Annotated in this window: 18 protein-coding genes; 9 read left to right on the plus strand and 9 right to left on the minus strand. The window is 48.5% G+C overall.

Annotated features, from left to right (window positions below; all coding sequences use genetic code 11):
* Positions 1–94: 94 nt before the first annotated feature.
* Both BFR57_RS10625 and BFR57_RS10630 read right to left on the minus strand, forming a co-directional pair.
* The gene (locus BFR57_RS10625) at positions 95–802 is read right to left on the minus strand and encodes a general secretion pathway protein GspB (protein WP_071463981.1); all 708 of its coding nucleotides are present in this window, start codon (positions 800–802) and stop codon (positions 95–97) included.
* Positions 802–2238 (minus strand): AAA family ATPase, encoded by a 1437-nt coding sequence (locus tag BFR57_RS10630; protein ID WP_071463982.1) that lies wholly within the window; start codon positions 2236–2238, stop codon positions 802–804. Before BFR57_RS10630 ends, BFR57_RS10625 begins: the two co-directional genes overlap by 1 nt.
* Before the next feature lie 92 nt (positions 2239–2330).
* On the opposite strand from BFR57_RS10630, the gene BFR57_RS10635 reads away from it, so the two are divergent.
* Positions 2331–3419, plus strand: a complete 1089-nt coding sequence (locus BFR57_RS10635) for a hypothetical protein (protein ID WP_143441091.1) — start codon at positions 2331–2333, stop codon at positions 3417–3419.
* Here BFR57_RS10635 and folK read toward each other — a convergent pair.
* Together folK and folB are read right to left on the minus strand one after the other, a co-directional pair.
* Positions 3416–3910, minus strand: a complete 495-nt coding sequence (gene folK / locus BFR57_RS10640; protein WP_071463984.1) for a 2-amino-4-hydroxy-6-hydroxymethyldihydropteridine diphosphokinase — start codon at positions 3908–3910, stop codon at positions 3416–3418. The two genes, BFR57_RS10635 and folK, sit on opposite strands and share 4 nt — an antisense overlap.
* A 5-nt stretch (positions 3911–3915) precedes the next feature.
* Complete coding sequence (folB, locus tag BFR57_RS10645) at positions 3916–4299, minus strand: dihydroneopterin aldolase (RefSeq protein ID WP_071463985.1); 384 nt, start codon at positions 4297–4299, stop codon at positions 3916–3918.
* A gap of 84 nt (positions 4300–4383) precedes the next feature.
* Between folB and plsY the strand changes: the two genes are divergently transcribed.
* Positions 4384–4974, plus strand: coding sequence for a glycerol-3-phosphate 1-O-acyltransferase PlsY (gene plsY, locus BFR57_RS10650; RefSeq protein WP_071463986.1), 591 nt, complete (start codon positions 4384–4386; stop codon positions 4972–4974).
* A gap of 7 nt (positions 4975–4981) precedes the next feature.
* On the opposite strand, the gene tsaD is transcribed toward plsY, so the two are convergent.
* Positions 4982–5998 (minus strand): tRNA (adenosine(37)-N6)-threonylcarbamoyltransferase complex transferase subunit TsaD, encoded by a 1017-nt coding sequence (gene tsaD / locus BFR57_RS10655; RefSeq protein ID WP_071463987.1) that lies wholly within the window; start codon positions 5996–5998, stop codon positions 4982–4984.
* Positions 5999–6116: 118 nt separating this feature from the next.
* Between tsaD and BFR57_RS10660 the strand changes: the two genes are divergently transcribed.
* The gene (locus BFR57_RS10660; protein ID WP_071463988.1) at positions 6117–7742 is read left to right on the plus strand and encodes an amidase; all 1626 of its coding nucleotides are present in this window, start codon (positions 6117–6119) and stop codon (positions 7740–7742) included.
* Here BFR57_RS10660 and BFR57_RS10665 read toward each other — a convergent pair.
* Entirely contained in the window at positions 7720–8751 is a 1032-nt protein-coding gene (locus tag BFR57_RS10665) for a phosphodiesterase (RefSeq protein WP_071463989.1), read from the minus strand. The genes BFR57_RS10660 and BFR57_RS10665 overlap by 23 nt on opposite strands.
* A complete protein-coding gene (locus BFR57_RS10670) occupies positions 8751–9785 on the minus strand; it encodes a type IV pilus twitching motility protein PilT (RefSeq protein WP_071463990.1) in 1035 nt (344 codons plus the stop codon). The genes BFR57_RS10665 and BFR57_RS10670 overlap by 1 nt, the downstream gene beginning before the upstream one ends.
* 32 nt (positions 9786–9817) lie before the next feature.
* On the opposite strand from BFR57_RS10670, the gene BFR57_RS10675 reads away from it, so the two are divergent.
* From BFR57_RS10675 to BFR57_RS10690, 4 genes are read left to right on the plus strand one after another with little or no spacing between them, the layout of a single operon-like run.
* Positions 9818–10513, plus strand: coding sequence for a YggS family pyridoxal phosphate-dependent enzyme (locus BFR57_RS10675; protein ID WP_071463991.1), 696 nt, complete (start codon positions 9818–9820; stop codon positions 10511–10513).
* Positions 10514–10515: 2 nt separating this feature from the next.
* Positions 10516–11337: a pyrroline-5-carboxylate reductase gene (gene proC / locus BFR57_RS10680; protein ID WP_071463992.1), complete on the plus strand. Its 822-nt coding sequence runs from the start codon at positions 10516–10518 to the stop codon at positions 11335–11337.
* A gap of 8 nt (positions 11338–11345) precedes the next feature.
* Complete coding sequence (locus BFR57_RS10685; protein ID WP_071463993.1) at positions 11346–11873, plus strand: YggT family protein; 528 nt, start codon at positions 11346–11348, stop codon at positions 11871–11873.
* A gap of 9 nt (positions 11874–11882) precedes the next feature.
* Positions 11883–12323, plus strand: a complete 441-nt coding sequence (locus BFR57_RS10690; RefSeq protein WP_071463994.1) for a DUF4426 domain-containing protein — start codon at positions 11883–11885, stop codon at positions 12321–12323.
* Positions 12324–12331: 8 nt separating this feature from the next.
* On the opposite strand, the gene BFR57_RS10695 is transcribed toward BFR57_RS10690, so the two are convergent.
* Positions 12332–14065 (minus strand): potassium/proton antiporter, encoded by a 1734-nt coding sequence (locus tag BFR57_RS10695; RefSeq protein WP_171903964.1) that lies wholly within the window; start codon positions 14063–14065, stop codon positions 12332–12334.
* Between the two features lie 109 nt (positions 14066–14174).
* Here BFR57_RS10695 and rdgB point away from each other — a divergent pair, with 109 nt between their 5' ends.
* Together rdgB and hemW are read left to right on the plus strand one after the other, a co-directional pair.
* Positions 14175–14789 carry an RdgB/HAM1 family non-canonical purine NTP pyrophosphatase gene (rdgB, locus tag BFR57_RS10700; protein WP_071463995.1) on the plus strand — a complete coding sequence of 205 codons (615 nt, stop codon included), beginning with the start codon at positions 14175–14177 and terminating at the stop codon, positions 14787–14789.
* A 1-nt stretch (position 14790) separates the two neighbouring features.
* Positions 14791–15942, plus strand: a complete 1152-nt coding sequence (gene hemW, locus BFR57_RS10705; RefSeq protein ID WP_071463996.1) for a radical SAM family heme chaperone HemW — start codon at positions 14791–14793, stop codon at positions 15940–15942.
* Here the strand turns inward: hemW and trmB are convergent.
* A complete protein-coding gene (trmB, locus tag BFR57_RS10710; RefSeq protein WP_071463997.1) occupies positions 15920–16639 on the minus strand; it encodes a tRNA (guanosine(46)-N7)-methyltransferase TrmB in 720 nt (239 codons plus the stop codon). The two genes, hemW and trmB, sit on opposite strands and share 23 nt — an antisense overlap.
* Positions 16640–16705 lie beyond the last annotated feature (66 nt).

Raw genomic sequence — 16705 nt, forward strand, 5'->3', positions numbered from 1 at the left:
TCTCTTTATACAAAGTTGAACCTGTCCGAGACATTTTCAAACAGGTGTTTAATTCAGTTATTTAAAGAGTAAAAAGGTCGCGCTCAATTGTCAATCATTGGGCGCCTTTCCAATCAACCAGCGCTTCGACTGCGAAAAGCTTGCCCTGTCTGCGTAAAACCACTCGTTGTGGCTCGATCTTTACAACTTGCATGTCGCGAAATTGATCGCCAACCATTAGTTTTTGTTGATCAAGCTCTATCCACCGACGACTCTCATCAGAAACGTACATGTGTGCATCGTACGTGAACGCGCGAATTTGCCGCTGTAGCGAAGGGTTGAGCTTCGATAACGTGGGAATCACACTATCGACGTCATTTTGCTTAGCATCGGCCGTTGCCTTCACAGCCTGTTCAAAGCGACTCAGCAAATCCTCAGAAATGCCGTCAGTAGCCAACGCATCTTGCTGGCTTGCTGGCTGCTGAGCCGTTTGCCCTCTCGGATTAACAATTATCGGCTCGGGTTCAGCCGGCTTAGGCTCAGGTGCTGCCGCCCAATCGATATTAGGTACAGCAGCCGCGTCTCCCCAACGATAGACCTCTGTTTGCTGGACCTGTTGTGCTGCAGCGTTGTCTTGCTGACCCAAAGGTAGATACAAAACCATTAAACTGCAGGCTATGGCAGCCACACAAGCACCGATAGCCCACTTCGCAGTACCCGAATCCGAACTTTTTTGCGCTGCGAATAACTCATTATTAAGTTGGCTTTGTGTGCGCACGATGGGTGACTGCTGTTGCTTCAACGCTTTTAAGATAGAAGACATCAGTTAACCTCCTGTATGCGCGGACCGGATTCGAAATAACGTGCACTCAACCACGCCAACGTAGCTTGATTTAACTCGCCAGTGATCGGCAGTCCAGCTTGCCGTTGAATCACTTGTAATTGTGCTTGCGCATTCAAACGCTGTTGGGCATCGCTTAAATAACGCGCCAATTGCTCCTTAACCCATTGAGTCAAAGCTTCAGATTCCGTAGCCCCATCTTGGTATCGAATATCGGGTCGCTGATACAAGCCGATGACTTCTCCTGTCCACCCCTGGGTATCAACCGGCTCCATCGACTTCAATACGATGCCTGTTTGAGCATCACGTAACAATAACGCCGGATAGTTTATTTGCTGTAATTGCGACACGCTGACCGCATTGGTTTTTAAGCAAGCGAGCTGATAATTCTGTACCCAATCACAAAAAGCTTGTTGCCGAGGCGGTTGAGGTAATTGCCACGCAGTCGCCAGTAATTGCGCATTTTGATAGTCATAGCTGCTGGTAGGTTCTTCCACCTGACCCTCGGCAGCCGGCCACCAGCGTATAATGGCGGCTATGATGACTGCAGCGACCGGCAGTAAAAGCCACGGCCAACGTGACGATGTATGGCCATTTTGTTGAGGCTCATCAAATTGACCAAGCTCTTGTGAGGCGCGTTTAACATGCGCTTTCTCGACTTGCATTTGACCATCTGCGTAAGCAACTAAGAGCGCGCGATCACAGAGTAAATTTAACAATCGGGGCACTCCGCCCGTTAGTCTGTGAGCCGTCATCGCCGCAGGCTGAGTAAACAGCGCTCGGTTGGCGCCCGCCATCTGACAGCGATAAGCGATATATCTTTCTGTATCGTAGTTGGTTAATGGCAACAAGTGATAACGAGCAGTAATACGCTGTGCCAGCTGTCGAAGCTCTTGCCGTTTTAATAAGGTTTGTAGCTCAGGCTGTCCGATTAAAATTACCCGTAGTAACTTGTTTTTTGTCGTTTCTAAATTGGTTAGTAACCGCAGCTGCTCGAGTACTTGGGGCTTTAAGTGTTGCGCTTCATCAATCAACACAACACACTGACGATCCTGTTGATGAGCATCAAGTAGAAATTGACTGATTTTATCGGTCAGTACTTTGCGTGTGGCACGCCCTTTTTGATAGCGGATCCCCCACTCATCACATAACGTCGCCAGTAATTCATCCTCGTTGAGCATAGGATTTAGGATAAAAGCAATTTCTGTCGACTCGGGCAGTTGTTCAAGTAAAGCACGCGATACCGTGGTTTTACCCGTGCCAACTTCTCCGGTTAATAGAATAAAACCACCGCTCCCCTGCAACCCTTGCACTAAATGCGCGAGCGCTTCTTGGTGACGTTCGCTATGATAGAGAAAGTGCGGGTCGGGCGCGATCGAAAACGGTTCTGCGGTTAATCCAAAATGCTGTTGATACATAGTCATGCCAAACTTTTTTAGCCTCAGTGTAACGAGTTACTTGCGCTTAAACTAGTGATTCGCGATCATCACCTTAAAGCATGGAGGTGTACTTGGATATATATTTAGTCGGTGGAGCCGTTCGAGACCAGCTATTGGGCTGTCCTGTCGGTGATAAAGATTATGTTGTGGTGGGCGCAACCCCTGACCAAATGCTCGCTTTAGGTTATCAACAAGTGGGTAAGGATTTTCCTGTGTTCTTACACCCACAGACACGGGAAGAATATGCACTGGCGCGTACTGAGCGTAAGCAAGGACAAGGATACACGGGGTTTCAAGTTAATACAGATACCACGATAACGCTTTCCCAAGACTTAGAACGCCGAGATTTAACCATTAATGCCATCGCTCAAGACGAGCACGGATACCTGATTGATCCCTATGGCGGACAGCAAGATATTGAACGTAAGTTATTGCGTCACGTATCTCCGGCTTTCGTTGAAGATCCGTTACGTGTGCTCCGTGTGGCACGTTTTTATGCGCGGTTTAAACCCTTGGGCTTTACGGTCGCACAGGAAACCAAACGCCTGATGACAGCCATGGCTCAATCGGGCGAATTAACGACACTGGTTGCCGAGCGGGTGTGGCGAGAGTGGGAAAAAGCGCTTTCCACGCATGCGCCAGCGGCGTTTATTGAGCTCTTGGTCGAAATTGATGCATGGTCTCAGGTGATGCCTGAATTGACAATATCGCCCTCATCGCTCAGCGACTTACAACAAATTAGCCAAGTCACACCGTGTACTCATACACGATTTGCAACGCTCATGTTACGTCAAAGCGATACCTTTGAAATCAATTTGTTGAGCCAAAGGCTACGACTACCCAATCAGTATAAACGGTTAGCACAAGCAGTGTTTGGTAACCGCGAGCGGTTATTGCAACCTTCACCACTCAGTCCCGCACAACTATTGGAGCTTGCTAATGGCACCGATATGTGGCGCCAACCCGAGCGTATCGAGCAATTGGCGCACATCCGCCATATCGCACGACCCAATATCAGTGATGGCTGTATTGTAAGTGCCTTAAATCAGGCACGAGCGATTGATGCGTCATCTATCGTTGCACGAGGTCTTAAAGGGCCTGAGGTAGGCCAAGCGCTGAATGAGGAGCGCTTGTTGGCGATAAAACGAGGCTTAGTTTAAAACGGCAGCCAACGCTCGTCTTTAAGTGGGGCTAGCTGTTGGGTTCGGTTATAAGTTTGCCACAGAGCACGATAGGTCTTGCCGATAACCGGATGTCTGCGCATCGGTGCGATATCCGCTAACGGCAATAAAACGAAGGCATTTTCTAAGATTTCAGCACGCGGTAATTGAGGTTCTGATTCGCGAACCAGGTCATCGTAGAGCAATACATCGATATCCAACGTACGCGGACTAAACTTAGGATCGCCATGTGTACGCCCATGAGCTTTCTCTATCGTCTTGCATTGTTGTAACACCGACTCGACATCGAGCGTTGTGGTTACTTCAACTACAAGGTTATAAAACGCATGACCTGCAAAACCAACCGCTTCACTTTCATAGACCCGAGAACGCTGCACCCAATTAAAGTGCTCGTTGATATCAATCAGACCATTAAGAATATGTCGCTCTCGGTCCGAGTTCGAACCAACACCCAAAAATACACGTGCCATCGCAACTATCCGAATGGGCCGTCTACACGGGTGCGCTGTATTTTTACAGCCACATTAGCTGCTGTTGGTACTGCGCCGGGCTTACTTACTTTGACCTGCACTTCGGTGACACCAAAGTCTTTGAATAACAACTCGGCAATACCCTCGGCAACCGTTTCGATGAGCGCTCTTGGCTTTGCTTGAATCCAGCGCTCAACCGCCTGGCTCACCGCCGCATAATCGAGCGCATCATTAATTTCATCTGACTGACTGGCACGCTGGCAATCCCAAGCCAGTACAAGATCAATGACCAGCTTTTGTTGAATACCCTGCTCCCAGTCATAAACGCCAATGACTGCGTCGACTTCGAGCCCCTCAATGAGCACCTCATCTAAACCTTGCTGGGACATAAATTTCCTCATTGGTAATTCAACTAAAAACCGCTTATTCTAGATCTATAAAGCTTAACCTAATCTTGGAAAGAATCGAACCCTATGAGTGCACTGACTTTACTGATGATACTCGTTGCCTACCTACTGGGCTCGATCAGTAGCGCAGTGCTAATCTGTAAACTGTGGAGGTTGCCCGATCCGCGGTTATCCGGTTCAGGAAACCCAGGAGCCACTAACGTCTACCGAGTCGGCGGCAAACTTCCAGCCATACTGACGCTGCTATTTGACGTACTCAAAGGCATGATTCCTGTTTGGGGCTCTTATTTTTTAGGTATCTCTCCTTTTTTCTTAGGATTGATTGCCGTTGCAGCCTGCCTCGGCCATATCTTTCCGTTGTACTTTAACTTTCGCGGCGGCAAAGCAGTCGCGACGGCTTTGGGGTCGATGTTTCCCGTAGCTTGGGAAATGGCGTTATTACTTATTGCAACCTGGCTTTTGGTATTCAAGCTGAGTCGCATTTCCTCTCTCGCCGCATTGGTAACAGTTTGTCTAGCACCGTTTTATGCTTTTTGGATTAAACCACAATATACCGTGCCGGTGATTATGATTTCAGCACTCATACTGTGGCGCCACCAAGCTAATATTGCACGGCTGACCTCGGGTAAAGAAACGTCCTTCCGTCGCAATCAGTAGCTCTGAGCTAAGCATGCGGGGCTAAGTCAGTGAGCGGCCAACGTGGGAAGGTCTTTATTGCCAATCCCGTTTGCTCACCCGCTTGCAGACGAAATGCTCCGGCAAGCGCAATCATAGCCCCATTATCGGTGCAAAATTCAGTTCTTGGGTAATACACCTGACCATTTAATTGCTTCATTAACTGCTCAAGCTGCTCCCTCAGATGCTTATTGGCACTCACACCACCTGCAACAACCAAGCGTTTACGCCCTGTTTGCTTCAGTGCTCGCTTACATTTTATCGCTAAGGTGTCGACGACGGCGTCCTCGAACGCCCGAGCTATATCAGCCCGCGTCTGGTCATCACTCGGACTGTCGGCCAAGGTGTTGGCGGTAAAGGTTTTTAAACCACTAAAGGAAAAGTCGAGGCCTGGGCGATCAGTCATGGGACGCGGAAACTTAAAGCGATCAGAGCGCCCATTTTCAGCCAGCTTGGCGAGTCGAGGTCCACCCGGATAATCTAAATCCATCAGCTTTGCAGTCTTATCAAAGGCCTCACCCGCAGCATCATCGACTGATTCACCAAGCAGCTCATACTCCCCGATACCCTTCACATCCACGAGTTGGGTGTGTCCGCCAGAAACTAATAAAGCAACAAAAGGAAAGTCAGGTTGTTTATCTTCAAGCATTGGCGCCAGCAGATGTCCTTCCATGTGGTGAACACCGACTGCCGGAATATCCCAAGCAAATGCTAAGCTACGCCCTATACAACTACCAACCAGTAAGGCACCTACTAGCCCTGGACCACAGGTGTAAGCAATAGCATCAATATCCTCGCGTGCCAAATGAGCTTCCGTGAGCGCTTCCTTAATAAGCGGTAATACCTTGCGTACGTGATCGCGTGAAGCCAGTTCTGGAACAACCCCGCCATAATCCGCGTGTAACTTTACTTGCGAATATAGCTGGTGGGCTAACAGTCCGTTTTCAGTGTCATAAATGGCGATACCCGTCTCATCACATGACGTTTCGATACCCAGAACTTTCATACCTATACAACCTGCTGTAAATCTCAATATTCCGCTATTCTACCTTATTTTTTCTCGCCTTACCTAAGAAGGTATGCGATTTTAACAATACAAAAAAATAACAAGGATCACACTGGCTATGAGTCTTAATACACTCACAAAAACCACATTATCACTTAGTTTCGCCTTAGCGCTGGCCGCTTGTCAGACGCCTCCAGTCCAAACCACTCAGACCTCCGCTACGTTGCAGCAGAGCGAGGTCGGTTTCAAATTTGCTCATGCCGATTACCAAGCGATTAACCAAGCACTTGAGCAAGGCGAACTCACTTCTGTAGAGCTTGTTTCATACTATCTGCAGCGTATTCAAGCACACAACCAACAAGGCGCCGAATTAAGAGCTGTCATTAGCTTGAACCCAGATGCACTCGCCGAAGCTGAAGCACTCGACAAAGCACGAAAACAAGGCGATGTGCGCGGTTCGCTGCACGGTATACCAGTGCTCCTCAAGGATAATATCGACACCGCAGACGGTTTAGCCAATACCGCGGGCTCTCTGCTTTTTGCTGAGAACTTCCCCGAGGACGATGCGGCGCTTGTAACAAATTTGCGAGCGCAAGGTGCAATTATCCTCGGAAAGGCGAATTTAAGCGAGTGGGCCAACTTTCGTTCAACACGCTCAAGTTCTGGTTGGAGTGGCGTCGGCGGACTTGCGCGCAACCCATATGACACAACTCGCTCAACATGCGGTTCGAGTGCAGGTTCCGGCGCAGCGGTGGCCGCCGACTTTACCACGTTCGCAGTGGGCACGGAGACAGATGGTTCTTTAGTATGCCCTGGCGCGGTGAACGGTATTGTAAGTATCAAGCCGACGTTAGGCTTGATCAGCCGCGACGGCATCATTCCTATCTCACACAGTCAAGATACCGCCGGCCCGATGGCACGCAGTGTTGCGGGTGCAGTGACCTTGATGCAGGCGATGGCGTCATATGATGGTAGCGATGCTGCCAGCTTTCGCACGGATACCCTGTTTACTGAGTATCTGAATGAAGATGGCTTAGAAGGTAAGCGGATTGGCGTAGTACGCAACTTGATGGGCTACAATGAATTGCTAGATAACCAATTTGAACAGCAACTAGAGGTTCTAGAAGCGCAGGGGGCAACCTTGGTTGATGTCGAGATGCCAACTTATGGCGAGTATGGTGATGCGGAATTCACCGTTCTACTCTATGAGTTCAAACAGGATATGGCGCACTATTTAGCGACCACCAACTTGCCTTATCGCAACATGGCCGATCTTATCGAAGCCAACAATAAAATGGCTCAACAAGAGCTTCCTTACTTTGGCCAAGAACTCTTTATCATGGCAAACAATATGACTGAAGCTGATGAGCCTCGTTATCAAAAGGCGTTGGAGAAAAGTAAACGCTTAGCAGGCGCAGAAGGTATCGATGCAATGCTCGCCGACCATAATCTAGACCTTTTAGTAGCACCTACTACGGGCCCGAGCTGGAAAATCGACTTGGTGAATGGTGATCACTACGCGGGATCAGCAAGTTCACCTGCAGCTGTAGCAGGATACCCACATATAACGGTGCCAATGGGCTATATCGAATTACCCAAGCAACCTAAACTACCAGTCGGTATCAGCTTTTTCTCCACCGCCCACGCTGAGCCTGTTTTGATCGAAGCCGCGTACAGTTATGAGCAGGCGACTCAACATCGCCAACCACCACAACTGAGTATTACTGCAACTCACTCAAATTAATCGTTGTGGAAGACAGCGACCGACCGTTGACGTCACGGAGTGACAGCGTCACGGTCGGTTGTTCTAACCACGTAATTTCGATCATACCAAATCGCGTACTCGGCTCGCCCGAACCTTGTCGCTGATTAAACCGATAAGGTGTTTTATCGTCTCGATTAATGGTGCCGGAACTGATTTGCCAAACAGGATAGTCTAATAACTCAGGCGCTTTGACAATTTGCCCAAAGTTAATACCACCATGGCCCAATAAAACGTGCTTTACATTGAGATTTTTTAGTAGCGCAAACAGTCGCTTCTGCTCCTGTGTAAACAACGCCCAACTCGGATATCCGTTCTGTGGAGCTACAAATGGCATTTCAGAGAGCAAAATACGTACTTCAGCCTCTTTCGAGAGTTGCTGCTCTAACCACTGCCATTGGCCTTCGCCTAGCAGCCTATTAGCAGCACCCGCTTGTAACGAGCCCTTATTTTCATCAAAATAATTGCTGACGCGCTTAAGCAGACCTTTTTTCTTCAACGGTTCGCGCGCCCAACGCGTATCCAATAAAATCACCTGTACCCGCTGCGGCGCTTCCCCGATGATAAAGCTTTTAGCAATACCGTGCTCTTGAAACATGCGTTCAGATGCCAACGGTTCACGCCAAAAGGTAAGAAAGTGATTGCGAACGGCATAACGCTGTGGATTGTCGGCACCGACGTGTCCATCGATACTGTAATCGTCCGCGCCCCACGTCGAGACAAAAGCGCTATTTCTGCGCAACAGGCGCGGGCCTCGGTAGCGATTAAAGACTTCATAAGCGGCAAGCAAGTCATCCATATCATCAGCGTCTGCTGAGACGCCATTACCGAGCAAAGCGAATACCTCAGGTTCGGCTAGGTTAAGGGCATCCCATACCGCCTGCCGCTCGCTTTGGTCGATACAACAACCCAACGCAATTCGCGTTGACTGCTGTGCCTGTACAGCCAGCGAGAGAGTCAAAATGACAATCGCACACCCGAGTCGTATCACTAGAAATCCTCTTTATTCGCGGCGCAACGGCGCGCCTCTTCTTTATCTATATCGCCCCGCGAAAGCAATTTCTTTAATGATTGATCGAGCGTTTGCATTCCCTTTTCTTGTCCCGTCTGTATCACAGAGTACATCTGTGCGACTTTATCCTCGCGAATCAAATTTTTAATCGCCGGGGTTGTCAGCATAATCTCATGCGCGGCCACGCGACCACCGCCCACGCGCTTTAACAAACTTTGCGAAATGACAGCCCGTAATGATTCAGAGAGCATCGAGCGCACCATGGGTTTATCGTCTCCGGGGAACACATCGATAATGCGATCAACCGTTTTGGGTGCAGACGTGGTGTGCAAGGTGCCGAGCACCAAATGTCCTGTTTCAGCCGCAGTCATCGCTAATCGAATGGTTTGGAGATCGCGCATCTCGCCGACCAGAATAACATCAGGATCTTCCCTTAGTGCCGAGCGCAAGGCTGCTTCAAAGCTGCGCGTATCACGATGAACCTCGCGCTGGCTGATTAAGCTTTGCTTGTTCTCATGCACAAATTCAATCGGGTCTTCAATGGTCAAAATATGTTGTGAGCGAGAACGATTAATATAATCGACCATCGCCGCCAATGTTGTTGACTTACCGGACCCTGTAGGCCCTGTAACCAAAACTAAACCCCGTGGGGCATCGACGATATCTTTAAATATTTCGGGTGCATCGAGCGCTTCGAGCGTCGTGACTTCGCTGGGAATAACGCGGAATGCAGCGGCAATGCCATGTCTTTGCGTAAAAACGTTAACACGAAAGCGCGCAACGGATTCGATCGCAAAAGAAAAATCGCACTCAAAGCGTTCTTTAAACTCCTCCTGTTGACTCTCAGACATTACGTCGAACAACATGGACTGGAGTTCCTCATGGGAATGAGGATCCATTTTCAGTGGTCGAATATCGCCATCTACTCGTATCATAGGCACACTGCCCGCAGAAAGATGCAAATCTGAAGCCGATTGCTTCATACTAAAGGAAAGCAGTTCGCTTACATTCATTGTTGAATTCTCTATTTGATAAACAAGGAATAATGGTGACCAAGGTAGCAGAAAATATTGTCAAAAGTCTTGAGCAAATTCGCCAAGATATTGATGCGATAGCAGAGCACAGTGACTTCAATGAATCGGTTCGACTCCTTGCAGTGAGTAAAAAGCATCCTGCAGACGCCATTCGAACGGCTTACGACGCCGGGCAACGCGAGTTCGCCGAAAACTATGTACAAGAAGGCGTGGATAAAATTCAACAGCTTAAAGCGCTGGATGTGACGTGGCATTTTATTGGCCCGCTTCAATCGAATAAAACCAAACTCGTCGCTGAGCACTTTGACTGGGTACAAAGCATTGAACGTGAAAAGATTGCTCGCCGGTTAAATGAACAACGCCCAGACGCGTTACCGCCACTCAACGTACTCTTGCAGGTGAACATCGACAATGATCCGAATAAATCGGGCGTACAAAAAAAAGATGTGTACGCACTCGCAGAGTTCGTAAGTCAGTGCTCGCACTTGAAACTGCGAGGCATCATGACCATCTTAGAAGCAGATACCGATGAAAACCAACAACTAAATAGCTTCGCGGCCATGCGCTCGCTGTACGAAAAATTACAGCAAATGCACCCGTCCGTTGACACGCTCTCTATGGGAATGAGCGGCGACATGCGACAAGCAATACACGCAGGTGCTAACATGGTACGTATTGGAAGTGCAATTTTTGGACAACGGGAGTGATAATGAACGATATTCGTAAGATCGCATTTATTGGCGCAGGAAACATGACACAAAGCATTGTTGGTGGCATGTGCAAAAGTGGCTATCCAGCTGACCATATTTTTGTCAGCAACCCGAGCCCTGAGAAACTTGAAAAGATGAAGTCCAACTTAGGCGTCAATACTAGCCAAGATAATATTGAGGTTATTGAGCAAGCCGATGTCATCGTGCTCTCGGTCAAACCTCAGTTAATGGAGCAAGTTTGCGCAGATATTAAGAGCAAAATCAGTAATCTTGCAGATAAGCTGATTATCACCATCGCTGCCGGTATTCGTATGCCCAAATACCGCACCTATTTAGGCGATGACATTACTATCATCCGTGTAATGCCAAATACGCCATCATTGGTTGGCCAAGGCATGTCAGGCTTAGTAACTGATAGTGCTAATGATAAAGATAAAGCCTATGTGACAGACGTATTCGATGGTGTGGGCGATACTTTATGGGTCGCCGATGAAGACCAACTGGATATCCTAGGTGCCGTTGCAGGCAGTGGTCCAGCGTACTTTTTTGAATTTATGGATAGCCTCGCCAAAGGCGCAATGGAACTCGGCTTTGATCCAGAAAAAGCGCGCGCTATGGTTCAGCAAACCTGTTTAGGTGCTGCACAAATGGCAAAGGAAAGTGACTTAACATTAGAAGATTTACGCAAGCAAGTAACCAGTAAAGGCGGTTCAACCGCGAAAGGCGTAGAGGTTTATCAACAACGTGACCTGCATAATATTTCGGCAGATGCTGTGAAAGCCGCTGTGAAACGTAATCAGGAAATGGCGGATCTGTTTTAGGAGCGACCATGAATAACGCAATGCAGTTTCTGGTAACCACCTTAATCGAACTTTATTCGATCGTGGTTATTTTACGACTCTGGATGCAAGCCGTTCGAGCGGATTACTATAATCCGCTCAGTCAGTTTGTTGTCAAAGCAACCGAGCCTGTGGTGGGTCCTTTGCGCAAGGTTATCCCATCGCGGGGAAGAATTGATCTAGCCTGTTTAATACTCGCTATTGCGCTAGGCATGCTCAAAATAGGTGCGTTGGTTTGGTTAAATGACATCCCGGTGAACCCCTTGGTGATTGTTGTACAGGGCTTACTGTCGACCGTCAGTGCCTTTTTAACCACACTGTTCTGGATTCTCATCATCCGAGCACTGCTGAGCTGGTTCTCTCAAGGCTATAACCCAATGGAAGCGATGCTGTATCAATTGACGGAACCGTTCCTCGCGCCCGTGCGTCGCATCATACCGCCTCTGGGTGGCCTCGACCTTTCGGTTTTAATTGTCATTATTGTGATTCAGTTCTTGCGCATCTTAATCGGCGTATAGGAGCAAACAATGCAACAATTGAGTCGTTATTTAACCTTTACATTGCTATTGGCAGCGAGCACCTTTACCGGTGCTTCGCTAGCTGAGCAAAAGCAACAGCTCGGCGAGTGGGATGTCCACTACAACGCATTTAATTCTACATTTCTGACGCCAGAGATCGCTTCGACCTATGACATCCAGCGCAGCGAAAAGACAGGATTGGTCAATATTGCAGTATTAAATCGTGCCAACCAACAAGCCGTTGCAGCCAATGTAAAGGGCCATGTGATAAATCCTCGGGGCGGCGTACAGACACTAGAGTTCCAAAAGATTGACGAAGGCACTAGCGTTTACTATATCGCCGATTTTTTATTTGGTGATGAAGAATTGATGCGCTTTAAAGTTGATATCCGCGATGCAGCCGGCCATAGCCACCGCCTTGAATTTGAGCAAAAAATGTATCAAGAGTGAGCGCCTGCTCACTCTTTTGCTTTAACACCAACCGCTTCAATATCACCTGTTTTATTTAAGCTACGCACTGTCACTGTCAACGCGCCAATAACCAAGCTATCACCGATAACTACACGGCGATGGAACTTTTCCTTAAAGTGATCATTCAGGGTCATGCTGAGGATAGACTCATCCACATCGCCTGCCGGGTATACACTCGCCAACTCGGCTATGGTCAAATCGCCACGTAAGGTAAAGTCACCGAAGAAGCCTTTATCACTCATTTGTACACCTTTACCACCTGACGCCAAAATACGACTGACCTCATCAATATCTTTAACGGTTGCAGTCACCAACAGCACATCTCCCTCGCGTACGATAGGTTGTGTTTCTGGCTGTAGCCAATCACCATCACGGATAACACCGACAAACGTAGCAGGTGCAGTTAACTTCAACTCTTTCCACGCGTGATCACAGGCGGGTGAATCTTTATCGATAGGATAAGACCAAACCTCTAATGCCTCGCGACTCGACACTGACGCCAGCGGCATCCGTTGCGCCGGTTCCGGGCGTTTGGGTACCTCTAACTGTAACCAACGCGCCACAGGTGCGATGGTCCACCCTTGAATAATTAGCGAGATGAGCACCACGACAAAGGCCACATCAAAATAGAGTTCTTGTTGTTCAACCCCACTTAGCCAAGGGAACAAAGCTAAGATAATAGGCACCGCCCCACGGAGCCCAACCCAGCTGATAAACACTTGCTCACGCCAAGGGAAGCTGAACGGCAATAGACTGACCAATACTGCTATCGGACGCGCTACGAATATCAGGGTAAAGGCAACACCCACTGCGACGGGTAAATATTGCACGACATGAGACGGTGTCACTAATAAACCGAGTATTAAAAACATACTGATTTGACTTAACCACGCCAACCCGTCTTGTACATGTAAAATATGAACCAGTTGTGGCAGCCTTGAATTACCGATAACAAAGCCCATTAGATAAACGGCTAAAAATCCGCTGGCGCCTACGAACGCGGTCAGTGCGTATATCATCACTGCACTGGCAATCGCCAATAAGGGTAGAAATGAGAAACTAAGCGGTAATTTCCTGGCTGCGATAATGAATGCACGGCCCGCTAACCATCCCATCGCCAAGCCACCTACAAGCTGCCAGGCAACATTACCTAGCATATGATACCACGCTGAAAATTCGCCAGAAGCGGCGGCGCTGGTCATGGTCAGCGTGAGAATAACCGCCATCGGGTCGTTGCTACCTGACTCTATCTCAAGTGTCGCACCGACCCGCTCTTTAATCTGTAAACCCTGCGACTGAAAGATTCCAAATACAGCGGCCGCGTCGGTAGAGCTTAAAATGGCGCCTATCAATAAGGCAGCCGTCCAAGGCAGATCGAATAAATATACTGCTGTCGTTGCAACCAACGTGCAGGTTAAGGCCACCCCGATAGTTGCCAAACTGATAGCGGGCCACAGTGCAACCCTAAAGCGCTCAGGATTGGTGCGCATGCCGCCATCAAATAGAATAATCACCAGCGCTATCGAGCCAATGAAAAACGCAATATTGGGACTATCAAAACTTAATCCTAGGACACCGTCCGTGCCCGCGAGCATACCCACGATAAGAAACACGAGTAGAATCGGTGCACCCAAGCGATTAGAAATAATTCCTGCAAGGATACTCACCACCAACAAAAAACCACACACTAGAATCAGTGTATTTGCAGCATCCAAGTGCATTCTCCTTTTATTCTTTTATTTTATTCGTGCCGTTTATTATGAATCATTGATTTTAAAAGACACGCTCAAACGGTATCATGATGTCACCCATTTGACTTGAGATTTTTCTATGACAACAAGCGATTTTACTCTGGTGCTCGCAACTGGAAACCAAGGAAAAGTAAGCGAGTTGCAAACGATGTTGGCGAGCCAACCTGCGACTCAATCTTGGCGAGTCCGCCCACAGAGTGAATGGGACGTGCCCGAAGCAGAAGAAACTGGCACAACGTTTGTCGAAAACGCCATCATTAAAGCGCGCAATGCCTGTCTACATACGGGCTTACCCGCTATAGCGGATGACTCAGGCCTGGAAATTCCTGCGCTCGATGGTGCCCCTGGCGTTTACTCGGCGCGTTATGCGGGCGAAAATGCGACGGATCAAGATAACATCGATCGTGTACTTGCCGATATGTCAGACATAGAGCAACGCCAAGCCCGCTTTCATTGTGTACTGGTTTATATGCGCCACGCCGCTGATCCAACGCCATTAATCTGCCACGGACAATGGCAAGGCGAGCTATTAACGCAGCCGCAAGGCGACCACGGTTTCGGGTACGATCCAATTTTTTATGTCGCTGATCAACGGTGCTCAGCAGCCCAACTCGATAAAGCGGCTAAACAGCAATTGAGTCACCGTGGCAAAGCGCTCTCACAATTACTGCAGCACATGGCAGAACAGGCTTAATATGTCACTTACACTCCCACCGTTGTCACTCTATATCCATATTCCATGGTGTGTCGAGAAGTGCCCCTACTGCGACTTTAACTCGCACAAGATCCAAGGCAGCATTCCTGAACAAGCTTATATAGGTCGTTTGCTAGATGACCTGTCAGCCGATCTCGACGGTGTGCAAGGTCGCGCTATCCAATCCATTTTTATTGGCGGCGGTACCCCGAGCGTGATTACTGCGGAGGGTATCCAACGGTTACTCGATGGTGTGCGTAAACGCCTAGCTCTTGCCGATGATTGTGAGGTCACGTTGGAAGCCAATCCAGGTACTTTCGAGGTCGAGCGTTTTGCGGGTTTCATCGACGCGGGTGTCAACAGACTCTCTATCGGTATTCAAAGCCTCAATGCAGAACACTTACGTACACTCGGTCGTATCCATGATCCACAGCAAGCGCGCATAGCTGCTGAGCATGCCGGGCAGCTATCACTGAAGAGCTTTAATTTGGATTTGATGCATGGTCTGCCCGATCAATCTGCGGAAGACGCAATGAGCGATCTCGAGGGCGTTATTGCACTTAACCCACCTCATATTTCATGGTATCAGCTGACCATCGAACCCAACACTATGTTTGCCAGCCGACCGCCTAAACTACCCGATGATGATACGCTGTGGGCCATCTATCAACGCGGCCACGAGAGATTACTGAAAGCCGGTTATCAACAATACGAAGTCAGTGCTTACTGTAAACCCGAGCACCAAAGTCTACACAACACTAACTATTGGGAGTTTGGTGATTATTTAGGTATCGGTTGCGGAGCACACAGTAAAATAACCTCGCCAGAGCAAAATAAAATAGTGCGTTGCGAAAAGGTGAAACACCCTCAGGGCTATCTCGATTTAACGCGTCCATTACGTTATCGGGAGTGGGACGTTGAACCCGAAGAGCGAAGCTTCGAGTTCTTCATGAATCAATTTCGTCTATTTCAGCCTGTATCTAAACAGCAATTTACTGATTTTACCGGATTATCTATCGAACACGGTGAGCTTGCACTAGCAGAAGCCAAAAGAAAAGGTTGGGTCGAATCAGACGGTGACCATTGGCAGCTAAGTCAGCTCGGTCACCGATTTCTGAACGACGTTTTAACTACGTTGCTTTCTGAAACTTAAGATCCCAGACACCGTGGCCTTTTGTTTCACCACGTTGTTCAAACTTGGTTTTAGGGCGCTCTTCTGGGCGCGGAATAAAGTCACCCGCGGTCGATAAATTGCTCAAACGTGGCTCGCCGGACAACACCTCAAGCATATGTTCGGCGTAGTTTTCCCAGTCGGTGGCTAAGTGAATCACACCGTTGGGTTTAAGCTTTTTACACAGGTGAGCAACAAACTCCGGTTGAATTAGTCGGCGTTTATGGTGACGCTTCTTATGCCACGGGTCAGGAAAGAAAATTTGCACCTGCTGTAAGCTCCCGTCAGCAATACACTGCTCAAGTACTTCAACTGCATCGTCATTGAATAGGCGTAAATTAGTAACACCGGCATCCTCGGCAGCCATCAAGCAGGCACCAACGCCCGGTTCATGCACTTCGATACCGATGAAGTTTTGCTCGGGTGCATTCTTTGCCATCTCAACCAAAGAGTGCCCCATACCAAAGCCTATTTCTAAAGTGACTGGGTTGCTGTTATTGAATACTGTTTCAAAGTTGAGCAGACCTTGCTCTAGCGCAAGACCGAGTTGCGGCCATTGACGTTCAATTGCCGCCGCTTGGCCTTTAGTTAATCGCCCTTCACGCTTCACAAAACTGCGAATTCGACGTACGTATTTTCCAGCCGCTGCGGCCTCTTCAGCGCTTTTAAACTGACTCATCTATTTACACTCAACTGTTGCTGTCACCATAATAAAAAAGCAGGCTCATTTTCATGAGCCTGCTCT

This window comes from Idiomarina sp. MD25a, assembly GCF_001870515.1.
In the GTDB taxonomy this organism is placed as follows: Bacteria; Pseudomonadota; Gammaproteobacteria; order Enterobacterales; family Alteromonadaceae; genus Idiomarina.

Excerpts from the sequence above, each read along its gene's own strand:
- BFR57_RS10625 (WP_071463981.1), bottom strand. The coding sequence starts at position 802 with ATGTCTTCTATCTTAAAAGCGTTGAAGCAACAGCAGTCACCCATCGTG.
- BFR57_RS10630 (WP_071463982.1), bottom strand. The coding sequence starts at position 2,238 with ATGTATCAACAGCATTTTGGATTAACCGCAGAACCGTTTTCGATCGCG.
- folK (WP_071463984.1), bottom strand. The coding sequence starts at position 3,910 with ATGGCACGTGTATTTTTGGGTGTTGGTTCGAACTCGGACCGAGAGCGA.
- folB (WP_071463985.1), bottom strand. The coding sequence starts at position 4,299 with ATGTCCCAGCAAGGTTTAGATGAGGTGCTCATTGAGGGGCTCGAAGTC.
- plsY (WP_071463986.1), top strand. The coding sequence starts at position 4,384 with ATGAGTGCACTGACTTTACTGATGATACTCGTTGCCTACCTACTGGGC.
- tsaD (WP_071463987.1), bottom strand. The coding sequence starts at position 5,998 with ATGAAAGTTCTGGGTATCGAAACGTCATGTGATGAGACGGGTATCGCC.
- BFR57_RS10660 (WP_071463988.1), top strand. The coding sequence starts at position 6,117 with ATGAGTCTTAATACACTCACAAAAACCACATTATCACTTAGTTTCGCC.
- BFR57_RS10670 (WP_071463990.1), bottom strand. The coding sequence starts at position 9,785 with ATGAATGTAAGCGAACTGCTTTCCTTTAGTATGAAGCAATCGGCTTCA.
- BFR57_RS10675 (WP_071463991.1), top strand. The coding sequence starts at position 9,818 with ATGGTGACCAAGGTAGCAGAAAATATTGTCAAAAGTCTTGAGCAAATT.
- proC (WP_071463992.1), top strand. The coding sequence starts at position 10,516 with ATGAACGATATTCGTAAGATCGCATTTATTGGCGCAGGAAACATGACA.
- BFR57_RS10685 (WP_071463993.1), top strand. The coding sequence starts at position 11,346 with ATGAATAACGCAATGCAGTTTCTGGTAACCACCTTAATCGAACTTTAT.
- BFR57_RS10690 (WP_071463994.1), top strand. The coding sequence starts at position 11,883 with ATGCAACAATTGAGTCGTTATTTAACCTTTACATTGCTATTGGCAGCG.
- BFR57_RS10695 (WP_171903964.1), bottom strand. The coding sequence starts at position 14,065 with ATGCACTTGGATGCTGCAAATACACTGATTCTAGTGTGTGGTTTTTTG.
- rdgB (WP_071463995.1), top strand. The coding sequence starts at position 14,175 with ATGACAACAAGCGATTTTACTCTGGTGCTCGCAACTGGAAACCAAGGA.
- hemW (WP_071463996.1), top strand. The coding sequence starts at position 14,791 with ATGTCACTTACACTCCCACCGTTGTCACTCTATATCCATATTCCATGG.
- trmB (WP_071463997.1), bottom strand. The coding sequence starts at position 16,639 with ATGAGTCAGTTTAAAAGCGCTGAAGAGGCCGCAGCGGCTGGAAAATAC.